The sequence below is a fragment of the Oscillospiraceae bacterium genome, assembly GCA_035380125.1.
Lineage (GTDB): Bacteria > Bacillota > Clostridia > Oscillospirales > JAKOTC01 > DAOPZJ01.
The window spans coordinates 48,048-72,945 of sequence record DAOSWV010000009.1; the positions used below are offsets into that span (position 1 = coordinate 48,048).

22 protein-coding genes are annotated in these 24,898 nt (G+C 53.2%); 16 read left to right on the plus strand and 6 right to left on the minus strand.

Annotated elements, in window-relative coordinates; all coding sequences use genetic code 11:
• The first annotated feature begins 83 nt into the window (after window positions 1–83).
• The 14 genes from PK629_04740 to PK629_04805 all read left to right on the plus strand — a co-directional run bounded on the left by PK629_04740 (window position 84) and on the right by PK629_04805 (window position 18,973).
• On the plus strand, window positions 84–1,355 hold the full coding sequence (locus PK629_04740) for a dihydrolipoamide acetyltransferase family protein (GenBank protein ID HOP10777.1): 1,272 nt from the start codon (window positions 84–86) through the stop codon (window positions 1,353–1,355).
• Between the two features lie 209 nt (window positions 1,356–1,564).
• Complete coding sequence (lpdA, locus tag PK629_04745) at window positions 1,565–2,932, plus strand: dihydrolipoyl dehydrogenase (protein HOP10778.1); 1,368 nt, start codon at window positions 1,565–1,567, stop codon at window positions 2,930–2,932.
• 198 nt (window positions 2,933–3,130) lie between these two features.
• A complete protein-coding gene (locus tag PK629_04750) occupies window positions 3,131–5,599 on the plus strand; it encodes a thiamine pyrophosphate-dependent enzyme (protein ID HOP10779.1) in 2,469 nt (822 codons plus the stop codon).
• A gap of 279 nt (window positions 5,600–5,878) precedes the next feature.
• The gene (locus tag PK629_04755) at window positions 5,879–6,853 is read left to right on the plus strand and encodes a lipoate--protein ligase (GenBank protein HOP10780.1); all 975 of its coding nucleotides are present in this window, start codon (window positions 5,879–5,881) and stop codon (window positions 6,851–6,853) included.
• Window positions 6,854–6,861: 8 nt separating this feature from the next.
• A complete protein-coding gene (locus PK629_04760) occupies window positions 6,862–7,440 on the plus strand; it encodes a GNAT family N-acetyltransferase (GenBank protein ID HOP10781.1) in 579 nt (192 codons plus the stop codon).
• 112 nt (window positions 7,441–7,552) lie between these two features.
• Window positions 7,553–8,848: a chromosomal replication initiator protein DnaA gene (gene dnaA / locus PK629_04765; GenBank protein ID HOP10782.1), complete on the plus strand. Its 1,296-nt coding sequence runs from the start codon at window positions 7,553–7,555 to the stop codon at window positions 8,846–8,848.
• A 276-nt stretch (window positions 8,849–9,124) separates the two neighbouring features.
• The gene (gene dnaN, locus PK629_04770) at window positions 9,125–10,240 is read left to right on the plus strand and encodes a DNA polymerase III subunit beta (GenBank protein ID HOP10783.1); all 1,116 of its coding nucleotides are present in this window, start codon (window positions 9,125–9,127) and stop codon (window positions 10,238–10,240) included.
• A complete protein-coding gene (locus PK629_04775) occupies window positions 10,230–10,454 on the plus strand; it encodes an RNA-binding S4 domain-containing protein (GenBank protein HOP10784.1) in 225 nt (74 codons plus the stop codon). The genes dnaN and PK629_04775 overlap by 11 nt, the downstream gene beginning before the upstream one ends.
• Window positions 10,444–11,619 (plus strand): DNA replication/repair protein RecF, encoded by a 1,176-nt coding sequence (locus PK629_04780; GenBank protein HOP10785.1) that lies wholly within the window; start codon window positions 10,444–10,446, stop codon window positions 11,617–11,619. The genes PK629_04775 and PK629_04780 overlap by 11 nt, the downstream gene beginning before the upstream one ends.
• Window positions 11,559–11,819 (plus strand): DUF370 domain-containing protein, encoded by a 261-nt coding sequence (locus tag PK629_04785; protein ID HOP10786.1) that lies wholly within the window; start codon window positions 11,559–11,561, stop codon window positions 11,817–11,819. The genes PK629_04780 and PK629_04785 overlap by 61 nt, the downstream gene beginning before the upstream one ends.
• Window positions 11,820–11,845: 26 nt before the next feature.
• A complete protein-coding gene (gene gyrB, locus PK629_04790) occupies window positions 11,846–13,792 on the plus strand; it encodes a DNA topoisomerase (ATP-hydrolyzing) subunit B (protein ID HOP10787.1) in 1,947 nt (648 codons plus the stop codon).
• A gap of 89 nt (window positions 13,793–13,881) precedes the next feature.
• Window positions 13,882–16,404 carry a DNA gyrase subunit A gene (gyrA, locus tag PK629_04795; GenBank protein HOP10788.1) on the plus strand — a complete coding sequence of 841 codons (2,523 nt, stop codon included), beginning with the start codon at window positions 13,882–13,884 and terminating at the stop codon, window positions 16,402–16,404.
• Window positions 16,376–17,578, plus strand: a complete 1,203-nt coding sequence (locus tag PK629_04800; GenBank protein HOP10789.1) for a transglutaminase domain-containing protein — start codon at window positions 16,376–16,378, stop codon at window positions 17,576–17,578. The genes gyrA and PK629_04800 overlap by 29 nt, the downstream gene beginning before the upstream one ends.
• A gap of 21 nt (window positions 17,579–17,599) precedes the next feature.
• Window positions 17,600–18,973: a glycine--tRNA ligase gene (locus tag PK629_04805; protein ID HOP10790.1), complete on the plus strand. Its 1,374-nt coding sequence runs from the start codon at window positions 17,600–17,602 to the stop codon at window positions 18,971–18,973.
• Window position 18,974: 1 nt separating this feature from the next.
• On the opposite strand, the gene PK629_04810 is transcribed toward PK629_04805, so the two are convergent.
• The 3 genes from PK629_04810 to PK629_04820 all read right to left on the minus strand — a co-directional run bounded on the left by PK629_04810 (window position 18,975) and on the right by PK629_04820 (window position 20,849).
• Complete coding sequence (locus PK629_04810; protein ID HOP10791.1) at window positions 18,975–19,244, minus strand: hypothetical protein; 270 nt, start codon at window positions 19,242–19,244, stop codon at window positions 18,975–18,977.
• Window positions 19,245–19,603: 359 nt separating this feature from the next.
• Entirely contained in the window at window positions 19,604–19,819 is a 216-nt protein-coding gene (locus tag PK629_04815) for a hypothetical protein (protein HOP10792.1), read from the minus strand.
• A gap of 475 nt (window positions 19,820–20,294) precedes the next feature.
• Window positions 20,295–20,849, minus strand: a complete 555-nt coding sequence (locus PK629_04820) for a manganese efflux pump (GenBank protein ID HOP10793.1) — start codon at window positions 20,847–20,849, stop codon at window positions 20,295–20,297.
• A 140-nt stretch (window positions 20,850–20,989) separates the two neighbouring features.
• Here PK629_04820 and PK629_04825 point away from each other — a divergent pair, with 140 nt between their 5' ends.
• Both PK629_04825 and PK629_04830 read left to right on the plus strand, forming a co-directional pair.
• Window positions 20,990–21,241 carry a DUF3343 domain-containing protein gene (locus tag PK629_04825; GenBank protein HOP10794.1) on the plus strand — a complete coding sequence of 84 codons (252 nt, stop codon included), beginning with the start codon at window positions 20,990–20,992 and terminating at the stop codon, window positions 21,239–21,241.
• Window positions 21,242–21,294: 53 nt separating this feature from the next.
• Entirely contained in the window at window positions 21,295–22,428 is a 1,134-nt protein-coding gene (locus PK629_04830) for an aminotransferase class V-fold PLP-dependent enzyme (GenBank protein ID HOP10795.1), read from the plus strand.
• Window positions 22,429–22,845: 417 nt separating this feature from the next.
• On the opposite strand, the gene PK629_04835 is transcribed toward PK629_04830, so the two are convergent.
• From PK629_04835 to PK629_04845, 3 genes are read right to left on the minus strand one after another with little or no spacing between them, the layout of a single operon-like run.
• The gene (locus tag PK629_04835; GenBank protein ID HOP10796.1) at window positions 22,846–23,559 is read right to left on the minus strand and encodes a DUF6062 family protein; all 714 of its coding nucleotides are present in this window, start codon (window positions 23,557–23,559) and stop codon (window positions 22,846–22,848) included.
• Between the two features lie 33 nt (window positions 23,560–23,592).
• Entirely contained in the window at window positions 23,593–23,718 is a 126-nt protein-coding gene (locus PK629_04840) for an OadG-related small transporter subunit (protein ID HOP10797.1), read from the minus strand.
• A gap of 19 nt (window positions 23,719–23,737) precedes the next feature.
• Window positions 23,738–24,835 (minus strand): sodium ion-translocating decarboxylase subunit beta, encoded by a 1,098-nt coding sequence (locus tag PK629_04845; GenBank protein ID HOP10798.1) that lies wholly within the window; start codon window positions 24,833–24,835, stop codon window positions 23,738–23,740.
• Window positions 24,836–24,898 lie beyond the last annotated feature (63 nt).

The following is a 24,898-nucleotide window of genomic DNA, read 5'->3' on the forward strand; positions in this document are numbered from 1 at the left end:
TCCGCCCGTTGCGGTAGTATCGATTTATTCGGGCGGATATTATCCGCCCCTACATTGTGAGAATATTGAAAAGAGGTTATTACATGGCAATCGGAATTTTGATGCCCAAGCAGGGCATTACGGTGGAATCGTGCATTCTCACCGAGTGGAAAAAGAAAGTCGGCGACGAGGTTAAGGTCGGTGACGTGCTGTTTGCGTACGAGACCGACAAGGCATCGTTCGAGTGCGAATCCACCGAATCCGGCACGATGCTTGCGCAGTTTTTTGCGGACGGAGATGAAGTCGCCGTTTTGACCAATGTCTGTGCGATCGGCAAACCCGGTGAGGATTTTGCGGCTTTGGCGCCCCAAAAAGAGGGGGAAACCGCAGCAACGGCAACTGTTGTTGCTACCTCGACTCCCGAGACGGCGACGGTTCAGGTGTCCGACGTGAAACCCGAACCGGTTCAGACCGTTGCTGCGGCAGGCGGCGAACTCAAGGTCTCTCCGCGCGCAAAAGCGGCTGCGGAACGGTTGGGCATTGATCTCGGAACCGTGACCCCGTCGGGTCCGGAAGGCAGAATTATCGAGCGTGATCTGGCTTCGGTCAATACGTTTGCGAAAGAAACTGCGACAACTGCACCGGCTGCTGCGCCGACTCCTGCTGCATCTGCTCCTGCTGCGGAATTTGAAGACGTCAAGCTCTCCGGCGTACGCCGTTCGATTGCCAAGGCCATGGTCAACTCGCTGTCTTCGATGGCACAGCTGACCCACCATTTCAGCTTCGACGCGACCGAGATCATGGCGCTGCGCGCCAAGCTCAAGGCCTCGGCCGAAACACTGGGCCTGCCGAATATCACCCTGAACGACATCGTGATGTATGCGGTTTCGCGCACGGTCAAAAACCATCCCTACTGCAACGCACACATGATGGGTGACTCGATTCGCCTGTTCAAACACGTCAATCTCGGCATGGCGGTCGACACCGAACGCGGTCTGCTGGTGCCGACGATTTTTAACGCCGACACCCTGTCGCTTGCCGATATTGCAAAGCAGTCCAAAGCACTGGCCAAAGAGGCGCAGGGCGGCAGCATCAGCCCGGACAAACTCTCGGGCGGCACCTTCACCGTCTCCAACCTCGGTTCGTTAGGCGTGGAGATGTTCACCCCGATCATCAACCCGCCGCAGACCTGCATCATCGGCGTCTGCAACCTCCAGACCAAGGTAAAACTGGTCAACGGCCAACCGGTCTATTATCAGGCGATGGGGCTTTCGCTGACCTACGACCACAGAGCGGTCGACGGCGCGCCGGCATCGAGATTTATGCAGGAACTGTGCAGGAATTTGGAGAATTTCAACGCGCTGCTGGCGATGTAAGCGTTTTTCGGAGGCTCAGTGGTACCGAGATCCTTCGACTACGCGCGTCCCGCGCTGCGCTCAGGATGACATAGCGGGCGACCACATGGGGTCGCCCCTACGATGAACCACCCTGTCCGCTTCGCGGCCAACCCCTAAGGCGTCAAAGCCGTCCACAGAGCAGCATAGCGACGCCATGCAGAGGGGAATTTATTGAAGAAGGTTTTTAAATGGATTTATTTGATCTGATTGTCATCGGCGGAGGTCCGGGCGGCTATTTGGCCGCTGAACGGGCCGGACATGCCGGTTTAAAAGTGGCGCTGTTTGAAAAACGCTCCTTGGGCGGCGTGTGCCTGAACGAGGGCTGCATCCCGTCGAAAGCGTTATTGTATTCGGCGAAGGTCTTCGACTACGCAAACCACGCGTCGGCCTACGGTGTGACCGTAAAAGGCGCAACGATTGACCAAAACACCGTGATTGACCGCAAAGACGGCGTTGTCAAGACGCTTGTTTCCGGCGTCGGCGCAACCATGAAGAAAAATCACGTCACCGTGGTAAATGCGGCTGCCGTCATCAAAGGCAAAACCGCCGACGGGTTTGAAGTTGAAGCGGACGGGAAATCCTATACCGGTAAAAAGCTGATTATCGCGGCGGGTTCGGAGGCCGTTGTGCCGCCGATTCCGGGTGCAAAAGAGGGTCTTGCCGCCGGGTACGTGATGACCAACCGTGAGATTTTGGCACTGCGCGAAATACCGAAGGCGCTGGCCATTATCGGCGGAGGGGTCATCGGGCTTGAGATGGCGAGTTATTTCTGCTCGGTCGGCTCCAAAGTCACCGTGATTGAGATGCTCAACAAGATCGCGGGTCCGACCGACGACGAAATCTCGACGATTTTACAGAAAAACTACGCCAAAAAGGGCGTGGACTTTAAACTGGGCTGCAAGGTTACAGGTTTTGAAAAAGGCAGCGTCTCTTATACCGACCCAGAGGGTAAAGCCCAAACGCTTGCCTGCGATTATGCGCTGATGTCGATCGGCAGACGGCCTTCGAGCGCCGGTTTGGGGCTTGAAGCCATCGGCGTTTATATGGAACGCGGCGCGGTCAAGACCGACGACCATCTGCTGACCAACGTCCCGGATGTGTATGCGGTCGGCGATATCAACGGAAAACTGATGCTGGCGCACACGGCTTACCGTGAGGCTGAAGTCGCCGTCAACCACATTCTCGGCAAAAAAGACACCATGCGTTACGGCGCGATTGCGTCGGTCATTTACACCAATCCCGAGGTCGGCTGTGTCGGCGAGACCGAAGAGAGTGCAAAGCAAAAGGGCTTTACGGTCAAAACCGCCAAACTGCCGATGATCTACAGCGGCCGGTATCTGGCCGAAGGCGGCGGAGACGGTATTTGCAAAATCATCGCCGACGCCAAAACCAATAAACTGCTCGGTGTGCATATGATCGGCAGCTACTGCTCCGAAATTATCTACGGCGCGGCTCAGATGATCGAGTCGGGTATGAAAATCGAAACCCTTAAGGAGCTGGTTTTTCCGCACCCCACGGTCAGCGAGATCGTGCGTGAAGTCCTGTTTGAGCTTTAAGACCACAGAAGTGAGAAGTTAGAAGACAGAAAGGATACGGTTCTAATTATTTCGCTTTATTCCGCTGCCTTTTCGTAGAACGCTTTTCATACGGGCGATTACGAATCGCCCCTACTGTTTATTTTTGACGATTTTAAAAGAAAATGGTATAATACGATATACCCTTACCGCAACCATAAGAAAGAAGGATAACACCCCATGCCGAAATGCGAATTCATCGACCCCAAATTCATCCGCAAGCCCGGAAAGATCACCTTTACCGATATCCCGGTGAACGCCTATAAGAAAACCGTTTCCGAGGAACGCAAGAACTTCTCGGACAAAAAGCTGATGCAGATTTATACCGACATCTGCACCCTGCGCGAATTCGAGAGCATGCTGTTTTCGATTAAAACGCAGGGCGAATACAACGGCTTCAAGCAGTCCTACCCCGGTCCGGCGCATCTGTCGCTCGGACAGGAAGCCGCCGCTGTCGGACAGGCCTATCTGCTGACCACGGACGACTACGCCTTCGGTTCCCACCGCTCCCACTCTGAGATTTTGGCTAAAGGCCTTTCGTCGATTCACCAACTCTCCGACGACGAGCTGATGGAGATTATGGAAAACTTCCTCGGCGGCAAGACGCTGAAAGCGATTCAGGGTCATCAGAAGACCAAATCCGTCAAGGAACTGGCCACCGACTTTTTGATCTACGGCGCACTGGCTGAGATTTTTGCCCGCCAAAACGGCTTCCATCACGGTCTCGGCGGCTCGATGCACGCGTTCTTCCTGCCGTTCGGCATCTACCCGAACAACGCCATTGTCGGCGGCTCGGGCCCCATCGCACTCGGTTCGGCTCTTTATAAAAAATGCAACGATAAAAAAGGCATCGTCGTTGCCAACATCGGCGACGGATCACTCGGCTGCGGTCCGGTGCTCGAATCGCTGAACTTTGCGGCGATGGATCAGTTCACCCAACTCTGGGAGAAAAAAGGCGGCCTGCCGATTCTGTTTAACATCTTCGACAACGGCTACGGCATGGGCGGTCAGACCCGCGGCGAGACAATGGCGTATGACTTCGTCGCAAGAGTCGGCGCAGGGGTTTCCCCGACACAGCTCTATTCCGAGCGTGTGGACGGCTACAATCCGCTGGCCGTGATCGACGCGATGAAGCGCAAACTGAAGCTTTTACACGAGGGCAAGGGTCCGGTTATGCTCGACGTGATCACCTACCGCACCAGCGGCCATTCGCCGTCCGACAGCGGCTCCTACCGCACCAAAGAAGAACTCGACTGCTGGGTCGCCGAAGACCCCTGCGTGACCTGGCGCAAAGACCTGGTTGACGCCGGCGTCGCGCCCGACAGCGCGTTCGACGAGATCTGGGCCGACATCAAAGAGCGCACGATGAAAATCTGCAAGCTCGCCGCCGATCCCGCCGTCAGCCCGTATATCGACATGGCAAATCAACCTGACACCATCGAAAAACTGATGTTCTCGAACCTGCACGTCCCGTCGATGGACACCACCCGCAAACCCGACGTGCTGCTGCCCAAAGAGGAAAACCCGCGCGTTAAGTCGCTGGCGACCAAAGAGCGTTTCTACCTCGACGCCAACGGCCAGCCGGTCTCCAAGACCAAACAGTTCGGTCTGCGCGACGGTCTGTTCGAGGCGATTTTGGACAAGTATTACGAAGACCCGACCCTGATTTCCTACGGTGAGGACGTCCGCGACTGGGGCGGTGCGTTTGCCGTCTACCGCGGTCTGACCGAGGCCCTGCCCTATCACCGCTTATTCAACTCCCCGATCTCCGAAGCCGCAATCGTCGGCTCGGCGGTGGGTTATGCCCTGTCCGGCGGCCGCGTAATCGTCGAATTGATGTACGCCGACTTTATGGGCCGCGCCGGAGACGAAATTTTCAACCAACTGGCCAAATGGCAGGCGATGAGCGCGGGCATTTTGAAGATGCCGGTCGTGCTGCGCGTGTCCATCGGCAGCAAATACGGCGCACAGCACTCCCAGGACTGGGTGGCGCTGGCCGCGCACATCCCCGGCCTCAAAGTCGTGTTCCCGGCGACCCCGTACGACGCAAAAGGCCTGATGGCCGCTGCGCTGAACGGCACCGATCCGGTTGTCTTCTTCGAGAGCCAGCGCATCTATGACATGCCCGAAAAGTTCCACGCCGGCGGCGTTCCCAAGGAGAGTTATGAAATCGAACTCGGAAAACCGGATATCAAAAAGGCCGGTTCCGACATCACGATTTTGTCCATCGGCGCGACATTATACCGCGTGATGGATGCCGCGAAAGAACTTGAAGAGAAATACGGCATCTCGGCGGAAGTCATCGACGCGCGTTCGATCGTACCGTTCGACTACGAGCCGGTGCTGGAATCGGTCAAGAAGACCGGCAAGCTCGTACTCTCGTCCGATGCCTGCGCACGCGGCAGTTTCCTCAACGACCTGGCACGCAACATCAGCGAGATGGCGTTCGATTACCTCGATGCGCCGCCGGTCGTCGTAGGCGCACGCAATTGGATTACCCCGCCGTTCGAATTCGACGCGGACTTCTTCCCGCAGGCCGATTGGATCATCGATGCGATTCACGAAAAGATTATGCCGATCGCTGGCTATACCCCGAAGACCAACCTGACTACGGGTGAGGAAATCCGCAGGGCAAAGAAAGGGGTCTAAAAGCGTTTACTGCGGTAACCGCTCAAGAAGAATTTCTCTTACGTAAAATTCTTCCCCTCCTATTTTGCACTCTGCAAGAGCGTTCGGTAAGCGGACGCAATGCGTTTACTGCGGTAACCGCATTCTCAAAAACGTCGGTTTAAAGCGACGCCACACAAGTATATATCCCAAAAGCGCGAGTAAAGATTCTTTATTCGCGCTTTTGGCTGAAATCAGGGATACTATATTCTGGGTGTGATATTAAGGAAAATGCCATTAATTGAAAGGAGCACCAACACCGTGAAACTGATTGTCAACCGAAACACCGACCCCGCCTATAACCTCGCGTTTGAGGAGTATTTTCTCACCGAGATGCAAGGAGAGTTTGTGCTGCTGTGGCAAAACCGCCCCACCGTTGTCGTCGGCTGCAACCAGAATGTCTACAAGGAGATTAACTTTACGGCCCTTGAGCAACGGGATATTAGTCTTGTGCGGCGGCAAACCGGCGGAGGCGCGGTTTACCACGACCTGGGCAACGTCAACTTCTCGTTCATCACCCCCTATCATGACGGCGACTTGTCGGATATGAAAAAATTCTGTGAGCCCGTTGTCGGTTATCTGGCCACCCTCGGCGTCAAGGCCGAAGTCGGCGGCCGCAACGACATCCTTGTCGACGGCATGAAGTTCTCGGGCAATGCGCAGGCCGTGCGTAAAAACCGCATTCTGCACCACGGCACACTTTTGTTCGACACCGATCTCTCGGTGCTCTCGAATGTTTTGTCGCCCGACCCGAAAAAATTCACCGGAAAAGGGATTGACTCGGTTCGCAGCCGGGTGACCAATCTGCGTCCTCTGCTCAAAACCGATATGACCACAGACCAATTTTTTGAGGGTCTTTCATCGTTTTTCATTCAATCGGGCTGTGAGACGGGTGTTCTCGGAAAATCGGCGCCCGGGTACATTTCGGCGCTTCGCCGCGAAAAATATTCCGCCCGTCTTTGGACCTACGGTGAAAATCCCGCCTATAAGTTCTTTAACGAAGGGCGGTTTTCCTGCGGGGAAGTTACGGTCGGTTTCGACTGCGACGACGGACGCATTTCGAGTTTGAAAATCGGCGGTGACTTTTTGCTCAAATGCCCGACAAGTGAACTCTGCACTGCAATCAACGGAACGCTGCACGAGCGGAAAGCCCTTCTTGAACGCATTTCGGCGCTTCGTTTGGACGATTATATCACAGGCATTACGCCCGAGGAACTGTGCTCTCTGTTTTTTTAGGAGATCGAATGAACTTAACGGGAACAAAGCGACTTGAGACCGAGAGATTGATCTTACGGCAAATTTTGAAGGACGATACCGCTCCTTATTATAAAGAGATTTTGAGTGACGCGCAACGCCTTTACTATTTGGATCGGGACTGTGTCGCAAATATCCGGGAAGCGGAGGTTTTTGTCGAAAACATCCTTTCACGCTATCGGGAAGGAGATTATTTCTTTTGGGTGATTGAAGAGAAAAGCACCTCGGAAACGGTCGGATATGTTTGGATCAGTCACACGGAGAACTTCAGGCGATTGGCAGAGATTGAATATGTGACCTGTAAAAGCGCCGAGGGACACGGTTATATGACGGAAGCGGTGAAACGGGTATTTGATTATCTGCTTTCGGAGGTCGGTTACTTTCGCGTCGAGGCCGTTTGCAATGTTGAAAACACTGCTTCCGCCAGGGTGATGGAGAAAGCCGGAATGGTCTTCGAGGGTGTTTTGAGAGGTCGGGCGAAAATTAAAAACGCAGACGGAAACCCCGGCGATCTGCGTCTTTATTCTGTTTTGCCCACCGATTTGAAACAGAAAAAACAGAATTTTTGAAAACAACACAAAAGATCAAAAAAACAATAAACAGATGTGGAAAAAACCCCGTGAAAACTTGATTTTCACGGGGTTTTGTGGTATAATTTTCGTTAGGAAAGGTTGTGATTTTGTGGAGAGTTTGCAGCAGGTTTGGGACGCCGTCTGTAACATGATCAAACAGAAAATTTCCACCGTCGCTTTCAACTCCTGGATCGGAATTATCAAACCGATCTTTCTCGAGGAAGACCGTCTTCATCTGTCGGTACCCTCCACTTTCCAAAAGAATATCATCGAGACCAACTACACCAAACTGATTGAATCCACCTGCGAAGAAGTGATGGGTTTTAAACTCCATGTCGTGTTGCGCTCCGAACAGGGCGAGCCCGAAGCCGCCAGCGTTAAGAGCGCCCTCGATACACAATATACGTTTGAAAATTTTGTTGTCGCTGCCTCGAATAAGTTCGCCTTTGCCGCTGCACAGGCCGTGGCCAAAGCGCCGGGCAGAACCTATAATCCGCTGTTAATTTACGGCGAATCGGGTTTGGGTAAAACCCATTTGCTGACTGCGATTAAAAATACGATTGCAGAGAATTTTCCGTCCTATAACATCGTAGCGGTTCAGGGCGAGGACTTCATTAACGACTTTATCGAGTCCATCACCCACAATTCCCAGCCCGACTTCCGCAAAAAATACCGCTCCTGCGATGTGCTGCTGGTCGACGACATTCAATTTATCGCCAACAAGACCGCCGTGCAGGACGAGTTTTATTCCACCTTCGACAATCTGCACCGCGCCGGAAAACAGATCGTACTCTCCTCCGACCGGCCGCCGAAAGACATTTTATCACTCGACTCCCGTTTGCGCTCACGACTCGAACTCGGCCTTGCCGACATCGGTGCGCCGGATTACGAGACCCGTGTGGCCATCATCCGTAAAAAAGCCGAACTGGCCAGTTTGGAACTTTCGGATGACGTGGTCGACTATATTGCCGACAAAATTAAAGTCAATATCCGTCAGATTCAGGCGGTGATCACAAAACTCTCGGCAAAATACATTATGAACGGGCAGGTTCCGACCCTCTCATTGACCATCGAGACCTGCCACGACATCATCAGCGACATCAGCCGCCCTGCGATTACGGTTGATATTATCAAGGAAGAAGTCAGCCGCGTCTACCAAATTCCGCCCGAAGACATCTCCTCCGAAAAACAGAGCGCCCAGATTTCGCTGGTGCGCCAAATCGCCATGTACGTTACCCGCGAACTCACCGGTCTTTCGCTCAAAGAAATCGGCGCAGAATTCGGCGACCGACATTATTCAACGGTCAATTATGCCATTGCCCGTACCGCCAAAGAAATCCGCAAGAACCAGAAACTCTCAGAGACCATTGAAGATATTATTAAAAATATCAAAAGCAAACAGTGAGGAAAATCGAAGTTTCAAAAGTGCGGTTTCATAAAATTAAAAAGATTGTGGAAAGTTTTTTTCTGTATTAAAAAATGCGAAAAAAATTCCAAAGTCGGATGAGGACGGAAAAAGGGCTGAACGATCAAGCAAAAACGGAATTTCATAAAGATAATAACCCCTACTGCTACTACTAAAAATATAAACATACATTTAAGTAAATTAATTCAGTTTTTTTAAGATGGCACGTTTGAAAGATAAATTTTTTAAATTAACTGCGGAAGGGCGGTCATAAAAATGAAAATTATCTGCAGCAAGGAAGTATTGTTGGAAGCCTTGTCTAAGGTCTCAAGAGCCGTTCCGGCACAGTCGCCGATCAAAGAGACGACCGGTGTGCTGGTCTGCGGTAAAAAAGGCACCGTCACGCTGACAGGATATGACCTTTCAATCGGAATTGTCTGTGACGTCGAGGGAGATATTGTCGAAGAAGGCAGTGTAATTATTCCGCCGCCGTTTTTGGAGATTGTCCGCCGTTCGAGCGGAGAAGAGATTACAATCTCAGTCGGCGAAGACAATATGATTTTAATAGAGAGCGGATTTACTAAGTTTGATCTGTTCGGACTCCCTTCCGATGGGTATCCCGAACTTCCGATTTTCTCTGATGAATTTGCGTTTGAGCTGCCGCAGTCGGTGTTGCGCCGTCTGATTCGTCAAACCGTGTATGCGGTTTCCCAGACCGAGGCCAGACCCGTTCAGCAGGGTGTTTTATTTGAGATTGAAAACGGGATTTTGACGCTGGTAGCGCTGGACGGTTTCCGTATGGCGGTCAGTAAGGAGAACATCGGATATGATAAAAACGGAAAATTCATCATTCCGGGTAAGACGTTAAACGAAATTTTACGGCTGCTCGGTGATAATGATGTGGTTTCTCTTTCAATTGGTAAAACACATGCCTCGTTTATTATCAACGGCTGCAAGATCTATACCCGCCTGATCACGCAGGGTGAATTTATCAATTATAAATCGATCATTCCGACCACTTACAACACCGCGGTCAAAATCAATACCCGCGCGCTGATTGACAGCGTTGAAAAAGTCTCACTGCTCGTCGAGACACAAGCGACAAAAAGGGCGAAGAATTCCATCGTCGTTCGGTTCGCCGATAACATCACAGCACTTGGGTGCGTGACGATGGCCGGTAAGGCGCAGGATCGGATTCCCTGTGAGATCACCGGCAATGACATTGAGGTCGGAATCAATAACAGTTATATTCTCGACGCGCTGAGGGCTGCCGAATGTGATGAGGTGGTTTTGCGGATGACAACGACTTTTGCGGCCATCAAAGTGGTTCCGCCCGCGGACGACAGTTTTACTTTCCTTGTGATGCCCGTGAGAACTAAAAATGAGGACTGAACAGGTAAAAATCCGAGGTGATTTCATCCGGCTTTGCGATTTGCTGAAATTTGACGGCGTCTGTCCCACCGGCGGAGAAGCCAAAAACGCGGTCGAGAGCGGGAAAGTTACGGTGAATGGGGAAGTTTGCCTGATCAAGGGCAAAAAGATCCGTCCCGGCGATACCGTCGTTTTCGGCGGCGATTCTATCGAGGTGGTCGGCGGTGCGGATTGAGCGGATCGCATTCACAGACTTTCGAAACCTTGAAAACACCGAAGTTTTTCCCCATCCGGGGACGAATCTGATTGTCGGCGCAAACGGCCAGGGCAAGACCAACATTTTAGAGGGTATCTGGCTACTGTGCGGACAGCGCAGTTTTCGACAGGCCAAAGAGATCGAGACCGTGGCCTTCGGCAAAAAACACGCGGTGCTCGAAGCCGATATTTTTTCCGGTGAACGGACTAATTTATTTTCGTTGACGCTGACTTCACGGCGCAGTGCTTTTCTGAACGGGATTCACGTCGATAAAATCTCGAATTTGGGTGAAAAATTCGCGGCGGTAGTCTTTTCGCCGGTTCATATAGAACTGATCCGGGAGGCGCCCGAGGCAAGGCGGGCGTTTTTGGATAGTGCCGTTATCTCAACCAAACCGGCGTTTGCCGCCGTGTTGAGGGAATATGACGGAGTGTTGTATCAGCGCAATTTTTTGCTCAAGCGGCTGCAGGCCGGATACAGTTCCGAATTGGCCGACACGCTTGAGGCCTATACCAAACGCCTTGCACAGATCGGCGCAAGGGTCTATACCGCACGGAGCCGCTACACCGCCCGGCTCTCGGAAGAAGCGCCTCAGATTTACCGCAGCATCTCGGGCGGGGAGGAACTCGACATCGTCTATAAAAGTTCGGTCGAAAGCGGCGAGAATTATGGCGCGGCGCTGTATGAAACGCTCTGTCGGAGCGTTGACGACGACATTCGAAACGGATTTACCGGCGCAGGTCCGCATCGGGAGGATATGGAGCTTACGATTAACGGACAAAAAGCCCGGCAGTTTGCTTCGCAGGGGCAGTCAAAGAGCGCGGCGTTATGCCTGAAACTGGCCGAGGGACGGATTTTAGAACGGGCCATCGGACAGAAACCGGTGTTTTTGCTCGACGACGTGATGTCGGAGCTGGACAAAAACCGTCAAAACTATATTTTGTCAAACCTCGGTGAGAATCAGCTCTTTATCACCGGATGCGACTGCGCTTCACTTTCGAGGCGGCTGCCGAAAGGAGCGGTTTTTACGGTGAAGGAAGGATCTGTTCGCAAGAGAGCGGCCAAAGGAGTTAAGAAATGTTCATGCACATCGGAAACGACGTCAACGTCAAAACCAGCCGGATCATCGGGGTCTTCGACATAGACACGGCGTCGTATGGAAAAGGAACGAAATTATTCCTTGAAAAAATGCAAAAAAGCGGGCGGGTGCTGACCATCAGCCCCGACTTGCCGCGGTCGGTGATTCTGGCCGACGACGAGAGCGGAACCGACGTACAGTTGTTCGTCTCACCCATCTCATCGGCTACGATCTATAAACGCGGCGAGACCGTTTTCGGATATTGAATTTGTTTGGGAGAAGTTAAAAACGTATGGATGAACTGCACAACGAAAAGCACAATGAAAAATACGGCGCGGAACAAATAGAAGTTCTGGAGGGGCTTGAGGCCGTCCGGAAACGCCCGGGTATGTACATCGGGTCGACGGGCCCCCGTGGCTTGCACCATTTGGTTTATGAGATCGTCGACAATTCGATCGACGAGGTTCTGGGCGGATTCTGCACCCAGATCGACGTTAAAATCCTGCCGGGTAACATTATCAGTGTCGTCGATAACGGACGCGGCATCCCGGTCGGTATTCAGCCGAAACTGGGTATTTCGGCGGCGACCGTCGTCTTTACGGTGCTGCATGCCGGCGGTAAATTCGGTGGCGGCGGATACGGCTTCTCCGGCGGTCTGCACGGCGTCGGCGCCTCGGTGGTCAACGCCCTCTCCGAATGGTTTGAGCTCGAGGTCTGCGTCGACGGCAAAAAGTATTTCCAACGCTTCGAGCGCGGAAAGCCGATGGAAACACTGAAAGAGATTGGAACCAGCGACTGCACCGGCACCAAACAGATTTTCAAAGCGGACGGGCAGATTTTCGAAACGATTGAATATGATTATGAAATTTTACTGAATCGCTTCCGCGAACAGGCCTTTTTGAACGCCGGTGTGCGTATCGTCTTTACCGATGAGCGCGATCCCGACAATATCCGCACGGATACGCTGCACTACGAGGGCGGTATCAAAAGCTTTGTCGAGCATCTGAACAGTTTAAAAAATTCCGAAATCACCCACCCCGACGTGGTCTATTTCTGCTGTGAGGAGAACGGGAATCAGGCTGAGATCGCGCTACAATATACGGAGAGTTATAACGAGACGATATTATCCTTTGCGAACAACATTCACACACCTGAAGGCGGCACGCATGAAAATGGTTTCAAACTTGCGCTGACCCGCGCTTTTAATGATTACGGACGCAAATACGGGCTGTTGAAAGACTCCGATAAAAACCTGTCGGGCGAGGATGTGCGCGAGGGTATTACGGCGGTCGTCAGCGTCAAGGTCAAGGAGGCCCAATTTGAGGGTCAGACCAAACAAAAACTCGGCAACACCGAGATTACGCCGCTGGTCAGCAACCTGACATATTCAAAACTGACGACCTACTTTGAGGAAAATCCGGCGGTGGCCAAAGCGGTATTCAACAAATCCCTGATGGCGGCCCGCGCCAGAGAAGCCGCGCGAAAAGCGCGTGAGGCCGAACGGCGCAAGACTGCGCTGGACGGCGCCGCTTTGCCCGGCAAGCTGACCGACTGTATCAACCGCGACAACGAGAACACTGAGATTTTTATCGTCGAGGGCGATTCGGCCGGCGGTTCTGCCAAACAGGGACGCGATGCCTATACGCAGGCGATTCTGCCGCTGTGGGGCAAAATGCTGAACGTCGAAAAAGCCCGCATCGACCGGGTATACGGCAACGAAAAGCTGATGCCGGTGGTCACGGCACTCGGCACCGGGGTCGGTTCCGATTTCGATTTGCAGAAACTCCGTTACGGCAGGGTCATTCTGATGGCCGATGCCGACGTTGACGGCAGTCATATCCGCACGCTGCTGCTGACTTTTTTCTTCCGCTATATGAGACCGTTGATTGACGCGGGGCATATTTATATTGCGCAGCCGCCGTTGTTCCGGGTCCAAAAAGGCAAGCGGATCAAATACGCCTTCTCCGATGAGGAACGCGACCGCATTATGAGAGAATTCGAGCAGGAAGTCAAAAGCGGTAAAATGGACGTCCAGCGTTACAAAGGCCTCGGTGAGATGGACGCGCACCAGCTTTGGGAGACGACCATGGATCCCGCCACTCGCACGATTTTGAAAGTCGAACTCGCCGATGCGGTTTCCGCCGATCAGGTGTTTTCGATGCTGATGGGCGAAAAAGTCGAACCCAGACGGCAATTTATCGAGAAAAATGCCAAGTATGTCAAGAATTTGGATATTTAGGGAAAGGAGCGTAAATGGCAATGGATGAAAATAACGAAAACAAGCCCCTGAACGAGCAGGATGAGATTATTACCGCCAACGGTGAAATTATGCCTGCGGCGAAAACAATACCGGTCGAACTCCAATCCGAGATGAAACAGTCCTTTTTGGACTATTCGATGTCGGTCATTGTGGCGCGTGCGCTCCCGGATGTGCGCGACGGTCTGAAACCGGTGCACAGACGCGTGCTTTATGCGATGTACGATACCCATCTGACCTCTGACCATCCCTATTCCAAGTCGGTCGCGACGGTCGGCGAAGTCATGAAATATTACCATCCGCACGGCGACGCCGCGATTTACGACACGCTGGTGCGAATGGCGCAGGACTTTTCGCTGCGCTACCCTCTGATCGACGGACACGGCAACTTCGGCTCGGTCGACGGAGACCCGCCTGCGGCGATGCGTTACACGGAAGCCAGAATGGCCAAGCTGTCGAACCAGATGCTTGAAAACATCGAGAAAGAGACCGTTGATTTCGTGCCGAACTTCGACGGCTCCAAGGACGAACCCTCCTGCCTGCCCTCCAGGTTCCCGAATCTGCTGGTCAACGGCTCAGTCGGCATCGCGGTCGGTATGGCAACTAATATTCCGCCGCACAACCTCATAGAGGTCATTGACGCCATCGATTATCTGATCGACAATCCCGAGGCCGAGATGGGCGATCTGATGCAGTATATCAAGGGTCCGGATTTCCCGACCGGCGGTATTATCATGGGTCGTTCGGGCATTCGAGAGGCCTATGCGACCGGACGCGGTAAAATCACCCTGCGCGGCAAGGCCGAGATCGTCGAAAAGGGCAACAAGAGCCAGATCATCATCAGCGAAATTCCCTATATGGTCAACAAGAGCCGCCTGGTCGAGAGCATCGCCGAACTGCACAAATCAAAGCGCATCGAAGGGCTTTCGGGTCTTGTCGACGCCTCGGACAAAAAGGGCATGAAGATTATCATCGACGTCAAACGTGACGCCTCGCCCGAGATCGTGCTGAACAGATTGTATTCCTACAGCCAGCTGCAAGACACGGTCGGCGTGATTATGCTGGCGCTTGTCAACGGCGTTCCGCGGATTCTGACGTTGAAAGAGATGCTGCAAAATTACCTCGATTTCCAGATTGAGATCATCACTCGCCGCACGCGGTATGACCTGCGCAAAGCCGAAGAGCGTATTCATATCCTCGAAGCACTGCTGACCGCACTCGGCAACATCGATGAGGTCATCGCCATTTTAAAGAGCTCTCCGAACGTCGCAGAGGGTAAACAGCGGCTGATGGAGCGGTTTAACTTTGATGATGCTCAGGCAGATGCCATTGTGGCAATGCGCCTGGGACAGCTGACCGGACTTGAACGGAGCAAGATTGAAGCGGAGACGGCGGAATTGGAAGCTAAAATCGCCGATTATAAAGATATTCTGGCCAACCGCGACCGCGTGACGGCCATTGTCAAGGAAGAACTGGGCGCCATTAAAGCCAAATACGGCGATGAGCGCCGAACCGCTATTGAGAACGTCTCCGGTGAGGTCGACGTAGAGGCGTTGATTCCGGTCGAGGACTGTATCGTCACCCGTACGATGTTCGGTTATGTCAAGCGGCTGCCGGTCGACACCTACCGCAGCCAGAACCGCGGCGGACGCGGCGTATCGGGCATGACGCGGCGTGAGGAGGACTATGCAAACGAGTTGTTTGTGGCCTCGAGCCACGATAGGCTGGCGTTTGTCACCGACAGCGGCCGCATTTTCAAGCTGAAATGCTATGAGATTCCCGAGACCTCGCGCAATTCCAAGGGGATGAATGCGATTAACCTCTTGCAGCTGCAGGATGAGGAAAAAGTGGCCGCCATGATGATGATGCCCGAACTGGAAGAGGGGCTTCACTTTGTCTTTGTCACACGTAAGGGCATTATCAAACGTACCGCGCTGACTGAATTCGCCAATGTCCGGCGAAGCGGCATTATTGCGCTCTCCATTGATGAGGGCGACGAGTTGGCCTGGGCCTCGGTGAGCAGTGGAAACGATGAATTCATCCTCGCGACCCGCAAAGGCATGGCGATCCGCTTCAAAGAGACTGATGTGCGTGCGATGGGCAGAAATGCCCGCGGTGTCAAAGCGATGACGCTGGATGAGGACGATGAGATTATCGGACTTGAAAAAATCCGTGAAGGCGCAACGTTGCTGACCGTCTCTGAAAAGGGCTTTGGGCGCAGAACCGATCCGGATGAATACCGCCTGATTCACCGCGGCGGCAAGGGCGTGACCAACTATAAGCAAATTGAAAAAAGAGGACTCGTGGCCGGCATTAAAATGGTGACCGACGAGGACGACGTAATTATGATAACCGACAGCGGCATTATTCTGCGCACTTCGGCCAATCAGATCAGCGAACAAAGCCGTTACGGCGGCGGCGTCACGGTGATGCGGGTCGACGACGGCTGTAAGGTCGTTACGATTACTTCCGCGCCCAAGGAAGAAGCCGAAGAACCGGAAACGACGGATGAGGAAAATACATCCCAAGAAAACACGGTCGACAACAAGGAGAGAAGTGAGGCGAATGAAGAAAACGAGGAAACCCGGGAATAAGGGGTTATTTGCAGTCCTTCTTGCGGTTCTGATACTCGGCGGCTGCGGCGTGTCGGTTCCTCAGGAGATCACAGACCTTTCCCTGCCCTATGTCGACGAGAACATCGTCACGACATTTGACGTTGTCTTGCCTCAGCGCAAGTATGAAGCGCTTTCAAGTGAGAGCCAATGTCTGATGTATAAGGCTATGGTGCTTGCGATCAGAGATCATGCCGCAGAGACGCTTGCGATTCCCGGTGATCTGACCGACGAGGAGATTACCGCGGTCTATGACGCAGTAACCGATGATTATCCGCAGTTTTTCGAGCCCTCGCTGACCTACAGCATTCAACGCGAACAAGCCAAGAACGGCGACGTCATAAGCGTTTCGTGCAAGCTCAACTATATCGAAAATGATCCCGAAAAAGCGACCGTCCGGCGACAGGCACTGTATGACAAGGTCAATGCCGTTCTGGCCGAGGCCGCTTCAATCGCTGATCCGCTTCAGAGAGAGAAGTTTTTCTATGAGACCGTGATCTTTTCGGCGCAATATGACAGCAGTCAGGCCGAACTTTTTAACATCGACCTTAACACGCACACGTCTTATGGGTGCCTGATCAACGGAAAGGCCGTCTGTGACGGATATGCCAAAGCATTTGCCCTGCTGTGCAACTACGGCGGGATCGAGGCCTGGACGGAGAGCGGATATCTGGAAGGGACTTCCCATGCATGGAACGGCGTTAAAATAGATGGGCAGATATTTTACTGCGACGCGACCGTAGACGATGCCGAGAACCGGTATTACGGCGATGATCATATCGTGTTGATCAGACCGGAAAATCCCGAAACCCTTACCGCGCTTCCCGAAGCGAACACGATGATGTATTTTAACCTGACCCGTACCGAAATGAGCGCCAACCATGTTTTTAAATCGCCGATTTATGAGGAGGACGCATCAGACAGCACGGCTGTCACACAGGGCGTTATCACGCGGTTTTCGAACCGCAGTGAACTGGCCGACTGGATGTCGGGAACGCTTTCAACGGCGCAGAACGGCGCGGGATTTGCGGTTGCGGTGGATTTTTCGATTTCAAAAGATAATTTCGGCGAATTGATTTCGAGTGCCGGAGTGACGAATACCTGTTTGTTCACGCAAAATGACGCGGGTACAAGATTCTATATCTACGTGATATAACTGAAAGGAAAGATTAGAAATATGAACAACACGGAAAAAACCATGGACAAAATCGTCGCCCTATGCAAAGGACGCGGATTTGTCTACGCGGGCTCGGAGATTTACGGCGGACTGTCGAATACCTGGGACTACGGCCCCTTGGGCGTCGAGTTGAAAAACAACATCAAAAACGCCTGGTGGAAGAAATTCGTCAGCCGCAGCGAATATAACGTCGGTCTGGACAGCGCCATTTTGATGAATCCGCAGGTTTGGGTCGCCACCGGACATGTCGGCGGATTCTCCGATCCGCTGATCGACTGCAAGGCCTGCAAGACCCGCCACCGCGCCGATAAGCTGATCGAGGACACCGGCGTCAATCCCGCGGGATGGGACGACGCGCAGATCATGGCGTATATCCGTGAGCAAAAAATCCCCTGCCCCGAATGCGGCGCGTGTGATTTTACCGATATCCGTAAGTTCAACTTGATGTTCAAGACCTTTCAGGGCGTCACCGAGGACAGCAAGAGCGAGATTTACCTGCGCCCCGAGACCGCGCAGGGCATTTTCGTCAACTTTGCCAACATCGCCCGCACCTGCCGCAAAAAGCTGCCGTTCGGCGTTGGGCAGATCGGAAAATCGTTCCGAAACGAGATCACGCCGGGTAACTTCATCTTCCGCGTGCGTGAGTTTGAGCAGATGGAACTCGAATTCTTTTGCAAGCCGGGTACCGATTTGGAGTGGTTCGATTATTGGCGGGCGTTCTGCCGCGACTGGCTGCTGGCCATCGGTCTGAAGGCCGACAGTTTAAAGCTGCGCGACCACGACCCGAAGGAACTTTGCTTCTATTCCAAGGCGACCACCGACATCGAGTTTTTATACCCGTTTGGCTGGGGCGAGCTGTGGGGCATCGCCGACCGTACCGACTACGACCTTTCGCGCCATTCCGAACACAGTGGGAAGACGCTGGAATATTTCGATACCGAGACCAACGAAAAGCTCGTACCCTATGTTATCGAGCCGTCGCTGGGCGTCGAGCGCACCTTCCTTGCGGTGGTGTGCGATGCCTATGACGAAGAAGTGGACGAAAAGGGCGAAACCCGCGTGGTTATGCGGCTTGCACCCGCACTTGCGCCGTTTAAAGCCGCGATTCTGCCGCTTTCCAAGAAACTGGCCGAACCTGCCGGAAAGATCTTTGCTGAATTGCGCGAAGAATTCAACTGTGACTACGACGACGCCGGTTCCATCGGCAAGCGCTACCGCCGTCAGGACGAGATCGGCACCCCGGTCTGCGTGACCTACGACTTCGAGAGCGAGACCGACGGCTGCGTGACCGTGCGCGACCGCGACACGATGGTGCAGAAGCGCATCCCGATTGCGGAGTTGGCGGGGTATGTAAGGGAGCAGGTTAAGTTTTGAATTAAAAATGAATGTAGGGCGGGATTAGTAATCCCGCCGAAAAAAAGCGCCGAATGATCGGCGCTTTTTTATGTTTAACCACCCCGCCCGCTTCGCGTCCAACCTCTAAGGCGTCAAAGCCGTCCACAGGGCGGCATAGCGATGCCATGCAGAGGGGAATAAAGGTTTTCAACACGTTGCTGGCGATGTGAGGAAAAAATCGATAAATCTGTAGGGCGCGGCATCTCTGACGCGCCGCACGGATTATGATCACCCCACCGAAAAACGACATGTTATCCGCGCCACGGGGGAATCCGCACGGCAGGAACGGGGTTGTCACGTCTGACAATGATGAAATTCGGAAAAAGATTACGGCGCGTCAGGGATGCCGCGCCCTACAACGAAAAAAGTTCACTGAGATGCGGCGGAGCGACGAGGGCGTCGCTCCCTACGACGAACCCCCGGCGCGCTGCGCCAACCCCTAAGGTGTCAAAGCCGCCCACAGGGCGGTATAACGACGCCATGAAGAGGGGAATATAAGCGGGCGAACGAAGTTCGCCCTTACAGTTTCGTTATGGACAACCGACCGTTGCGGACAACAAAGAAAAGCCCCCGACAGGTCATGCTGCCGAGGGTTTTTGGGTTTTATTTTCAGTTGTCGGAGTCGGGAGAAGACAGGTCCTCGTTCAGGTCGATGTCGAACGAATCCTCGTCACTCCAGTCCGGGATGTAGGAATCGCCTTCGGTGGTGTTGAGCTTTGCCGAGAAATCCCGGATCACTTTTGCCATCAGCGCAATGATGCCGATTGCGGCCAAAAGTGCCGTGACAAGACCGAAAACAAGTCCGGAACGATTTCTTTCTTTCATGAACAACCCCTCCTTATAAAAGTATTCTACCATAGTGTTGTCATAAATTCAAGCATTTTTACAAATTGTGAAATTTCTTTTGTAATAAATAGAAAACCCGTTCTGAACACGGTTGTTTTTTACAGTAGATAGATTTAATGGCATTATCGGTTCGAGATCCTTCAGACTTCAAAGAACATTCGCAAACGTTCTTCGGCAAAGCGCTCCGCTCAGGATGACATGTTCTATCGTCGGGTTGTCGATTAGGACAGCCGATATCCCATATAATTAGATTACGGGCGGATAATATCCGCCCCTACGGAGAAACATCGGGGATGATGGCATGGCTACTAGGCGAAGCCCCTGCGAAGATTACGGCGCGTCAGGGATGCCGCGCCCTACAGAGAAACACAGGGCATGGCAGCGCGCGTTATCGGGTTTACGTACAACAGATTCTATTTCGCGTATAAGAGCGGCGTTTCGCCGCCGCGGGTTCTCACCCGCAGAAAACGTGTTCCACAAAAATTTTGACGCCGATGCCGATTAAAATCAGGCCGCCGAGTACCCGTGCGCCCCGGCAGAGGCGTATGCCCACTAATTTTCCGCCGAATGCGCCCGCCAGCGACAGCAAAAACGTCACGGCTCCGATGGTCAGCACGGTCAGCGGGATATTATCTGTCATCGCCGCAAGCCCGACGCCCACGACCAATGCGTCAATCGCCGTCGCCACCGCTTGGATCAAAATCATTTTCGCCGTCAGCCGGACTTCGCAGGTGTCCGGATTTTTCTTGGCATCGATCAGCATTTTGGCACCGAGTGCGGCCAGAAGCCCCAGCGCGATCCAATGATCGATGTTGTTGATGAGATTATAAAACGCCGATCCGAGCAGCAGACCGATCAGCGGAAAAACCATCTGGGCGACGCCGAACGAACCCGCCATCGCAAAATTCTGTTTGACCGACGGCTTGGCGGTCAATCCATTCAAAATCGATACCGCGAACGCGTCCATCGCAAGGCCGACGGCAAGGATGAGTACTTCCCAATACTGCAAAACAAAACCTCCGAAAAAGTGTCTCGTTATTGTAACACAAATACCGCAAATGCACAAGTACTCTTGAGCCGAATGTGTCATATACTGTGGCAAACCGGTTCGGGGGAAGGTTTCTTCTCTTCGAAAGAATGGACAGAAATATGAGAAAACAGGCAAGCGGAATCATCCTGTCGTCTGTGACGTATGCGTTCAGAGCCAAGGAGATTCTTTTACGATATAACATTAAATCACAATGTGAAAAATTGCCCGCCAGCGTCACCGGCTGCGGGTGTGGATACGGTCTGCGGGTCTACAGCGATGAACAGACCGCCCGTGCGCTGCTCGAAACCGAGGGCATACAGGTGAAAGGGAGTTATCTGCCCCCGGAGGGAGGCGGACAGCCGTGCGATTGACAAAACAACGGTTTATTTAATGCCAAAACGAAAGAAGGGGAGAAATTTACGATATGATCTATCTTGACAATGCGGCTACGTCTTTTCCCAAGCCCTACTGTGTGGTCAATGCGGTGCGGGAGGCGTTTTTACAATACGGCGCAAATCCCGGCAGAGGCGGTTATCAGATGTCGCTGGATACCGCAGAGAGGATTTTTCGGGTACGGGAAAATTTCGCCAAGACCTTTCATTCCGGGTCGCCCGAACGGGTGGTGTTCACCCAGAACTGTACCCATGCGCTCAACCTGGCTTTAAAATGCTTTTTGCCCAAAGGGGCGCACATTGTGGTATCAGACCGGGAACACAATTCGGTGATGCGCCCGCTCGAGGCGATGGCGGCAGAGGGTCTGATTACCTACAGCGTGGCCGAAATCGGGCGGGACGTCGTGAACACGGCGGCGTATTTTGCACGGAAAATCAACCAGAATACCGCCGCCCTGCTGTGCGTACATACCTCGAACGTCGACGGTCAGGTGATGCCGGTTGCGGAACTGGGACGGCTGGCCGCCAAATTCGGCATGCTGTTTATTGTCGACGCCGCACAGGCCGCCGGAAGCGCTGTGATCGATATGGCCGCCGACGGAATCGATCTGCTGTGTATGCCGGGGCACAAGGGGCTTTTCGGCCCATCCGGAAGCGGGGTGCTTTTGATAAGGGACCATGCGCCGCTGCGCACATTGATTGAGGGCGGCACCGGCAGCGATTCGATGTTGAAAAAACAACCGCTGAATCTGCCCGAGGCGCTGGAAAGCGGCACACAGGCGGTGAACGCTATTATCGGACTCGGCGAAGGACTGCGGTTTGTCAACGAACTGGGCGCCGGAAACATAGGAGAACACGAGCGGCAGCTGCGTGAAGTGCTTGTCGAGCGGACGGAGGGGCTTTCGGGGCTTCGGATTTATGAGCCGACCAAGGCCTCGGGAATCTACTTGTTTAATTTCGATGGGATGTGCTGTGAGCGGACGGCCTCGGAACTCGAAAATGAGGGGATTGCCGTGCGGGCGGGGCTGCACTGCGCGCCGAGTGCGCATGAAGTGCTCGGGACCCTGCCGGATGGCGCCGTGCGGATCAGCTTCGGGATTTTCAACGACTGTGAACAGGTGGAACGGACGGCTTCGGCGCTTTGGAAAATTTCAAAAGCTGTGTAAAAGGACGCCGGCGGGGACACAAATGTGCTGTAAAGCGAATAATACTTTCCGTATGAAATATTTCAAAGGGTTTACATAATAAATGTGGAAAACTTTTTGAATGTTTTGAAAATTGCCCTCGGAAGGACGGAAAGATGCGGTTTTTTGAGATTGTAAAATAATTATGTAAACCGGAAAAATAATTATGTAAACCGATGAATAATACAAAACGGAAAAAGTGAAAAAAATGGCTTTATTATGCGCCGCTTATATAAGCGAATATTCATGAATCGAATATCCCGCAATGATCAAAGAATCCCGAAAACCGCATAAAAAAGCCAAAAAAATTTTCCACACGGGGATGTGGAAAGTTTTTAATATTCATTTATCGGTGACATTTATGCATCGAAAAATGTCGAATCGCCCTGTCGTAGGATGTCATTTTTTGGGGAGTTTGCATTGCAGGGGTCCGCCGTGCAAAAATCCGTCGACGCGTTCCAACACATCGGCGCAAGTCCCGAAATTCTTATCCGCCCCGGTGATGCGGTAATCGAAACGGCTGACGTAGAACTTGGTCTCGTCGGCCAGCGCGTCGAGGGTCTTGCGGACGTTTTGAAACATCACTTCGCTCATCTCGCGGTAGGTGTTATTGTCCAGCTCCTTTTCGCAGGCGGCCAGCTGTCGGGCATAGTGGTGTATACACAAGTTACCCTTTTTCTCAAACAGCTCGCGGAAGTCCTCGCGCCGTTTCCACAGCACCGCGACACCGGCTTCGAACATCTCCATATGCCCCGACATGCGGCGGCAGATATAGCAGTCGCGGTCGAGTTCGTTCAGCTTGACACCGAGTGACCCCTTGCCCTTTTTGGGGTTGTTTTTTTCGAGATAGACGTTTTGGAGTTCGCGAAGATGGCTCTCGAGCATCACCGCGACCGAAAAGCGGCTGCGGGCATTGATGAGTTTTTTATAATGTTCGGCGCAGAAACCGCGCGCGTCGGTTTCCATGCGAATATCTTCGATCATCATATTGCCGTCAAGCAGCCGGTCAATTTCGTAGGCGTCGGCTTCCTGCTCGAAACTGCAGTGCGGACAACCCGGGGCTTCCTCGTAATGGCGGACGATGACGGCGGTGTCTACGGTCTCTTTTGGCATTTTAAACGATCCTTTCAAAAACGGGTAAATCCTTTATTGTTCTTTGGCCGGGAAGAGTTTTTTCAGCAGCCAAGTCAAAAAGATGATGACGCCGACGATCACAAAGATTCCGAGCATCCCGAGCCCCATGATTTTTAAAGCGATATCAAGGTTTTGCATATGCGGTACCCCTCTTTCCTTAACCGACGCCCAAGGCGCTGACCAGCTTGATGATCAGGCCGCCCGCGATGACCGAGGCGATCTGGCCGGAGACGTTCGCGCCCGCAGCGTGCATCAGCAAAAAGTTCTGCGGGTCTTCTTTGAGGCCCATCTTGTGGACGACGCGCGAGGACATCGGGAAAGCCGAAATGCCGGCCGCACCGATCATCGGGTTGACTTTGTTTTTCGTAAACAGGTTTAAGAATTTGGCGAAGAACACGCCGGCGGCGGTATCAAAGATAAAGGCGACGAGACCCAATCCCATGATGAGCAGGGTCTGCCAGTTGAGGAAGGCCTCCGCCTGCATTTTGAAGGCGATGGTGATGCCGAGCAGCAGCGTGATGATATTGGCGAATTCTTTTTGAGCGGTCTCGGACAGCGAGCCCAGCACGCCGCATTCACGGATCAGGTTGCCGAACATCAAAAAGCCGACCAGCGCCACCGAGGCCGGCGCGATGATGCCCGCGACGATGGTCACCGCGATCGGGAACAGGATGCGAACGGTCTTGGAGACCGATTTTTTCTCGTAGGGCATGCGGATCAGGCGCTCTTTACGGGTGGTGCAAAGTTTGATGATCGGCGGCTGGATGATCGGTACCAGCGCCATATACGAATAGGCCGCGACCATGATCGGGCCGGTGAACTGCGATTTAAAATACTGCGCGACATAGATTGACGTAGGGCCGTCCGCCGCGCCGATGACGCCGATGGCGGCGGCATCTTTGAGCGGGAAGAAGATCGAGGCGACCGCCAATGTGGCGAAGATGCCGAACTGGGCCGCGCCGCCGAATAACAGCAGTTTCGGATTTGAAAGCAGCGGGCCGAAATCGATCATCGCGCCGATGCCGATGAACAGCAGCAGCGGCATAAGTTCTCCGGCTTCGATGCCGATCTCAAACAGTTTTTGAATGGCACCCGCGACCTCGTTTCCGGCGCCGTCGAGTTGGTTGATGACGCCCGAAAGCGGCAGATTGACCAAAATCGCCCCGAATCCGATCGGCAGCAGCAGTGCCGGTTCCATATCTTTTTTTATCGCCAGATAAATCAGCGCGCCGCCGATCAGCCACATGGCGATCATTTTGAGCCATTCTCCGCCCGTCAGCTGGGTAAACGACGAAAAAAGTCCGTTGATCAGTTCCTG

Coding starts and splice junctions, on each gene's coding strand:
- PK629_04740 (HOP10777.1), top strand. CDS start 84: ATGGCAATCGGAATTTTGATGCCCAAGCAGGGCATTACGGTGGAATCG.
- lpdA (HOP10778.1), top strand. CDS start 1,565: ATGGATTTATTTGATCTGATTGTCATCGGCGGAGGTCCGGGCGGCTAT.
- PK629_04750 (HOP10779.1), top strand. CDS start 3,131: ATGCCGAAATGCGAATTCATCGACCCCAAATTCATCCGCAAGCCCGGA.
- PK629_04760 (HOP10781.1), top strand. CDS start 6,862: ATGAACTTAACGGGAACAAAGCGACTTGAGACCGAGAGATTGATCTTA.
- dnaN (HOP10783.1), top strand. CDS start 9,125: ATGAAAATTATCTGCAGCAAGGAAGTATTGTTGGAAGCCTTGTCTAAG.
- PK629_04775 (HOP10784.1), top strand. CDS start 10,230: ATGAGGACTGAACAGGTAAAAATCCGAGGTGATTTCATCCGGCTTTGC.
- PK629_04785 (HOP10786.1), top strand. CDS start 11,559: ATGCACATCGGAAACGACGTCAACGTCAAAACCAGCCGGATCATCGGG.
- gyrB (HOP10787.1), top strand. CDS start 11,846: ATGGATGAACTGCACAACGAAAAGCACAATGAAAAATACGGCGCGGAA.
- gyrA (HOP10788.1), top strand. CDS start 13,882: ATGCCTGCGGCGAAAACAATACCGGTCGAACTCCAATCCGAGATGAAA.
- PK629_04800 (HOP10789.1), top strand. CDS start 16,376: ATGAAGAAAACGAGGAAACCCGGGAATAAGGGGTTATTTGCAGTCCTT.
- PK629_04805 (HOP10790.1), top strand. CDS start 17,600: ATGAACAACACGGAAAAAACCATGGACAAAATCGTCGCCCTATGCAAA.
- PK629_04810 (HOP10791.1), bottom strand. CDS start 19,244: ATGTCGTTTTTCGGTGGGGTGATCATAATCCGTGCGGCGCGTCAGAGA.
- PK629_04815 (HOP10792.1), bottom strand. CDS start 19,819: ATGAAAGAAAGAAATCGTTCCGGACTTGTTTTCGGTCTTGTCACGGCA.
- PK629_04825 (HOP10794.1), top strand. CDS start 20,990: ATGAGAAAACAGGCAAGCGGAATCATCCTGTCGTCTGTGACGTATGCG.
- PK629_04830 (HOP10795.1), top strand. CDS start 21,295: ATGATCTATCTTGACAATGCGGCTACGTCTTTTCCCAAGCCCTACTGT.
- PK629_04835 (HOP10796.1), bottom strand. CDS start 23,559: ATGCCAAAAGAGACCGTAGACACCGCCGTCATCGTCCGCCATTACGAG.
- PK629_04840 (HOP10797.1), bottom strand. CDS start 23,718: ATGCAAAACCTTGATATCGCTTTAAAAATCATGGGGCTCGGGATGCTC.
- PK629_04845 (HOP10798.1), bottom strand. CDS start 24,835: ATGATCGCCATGTGGCTGATCGGCGGCGCGCTGATTTATCTGGCGATA.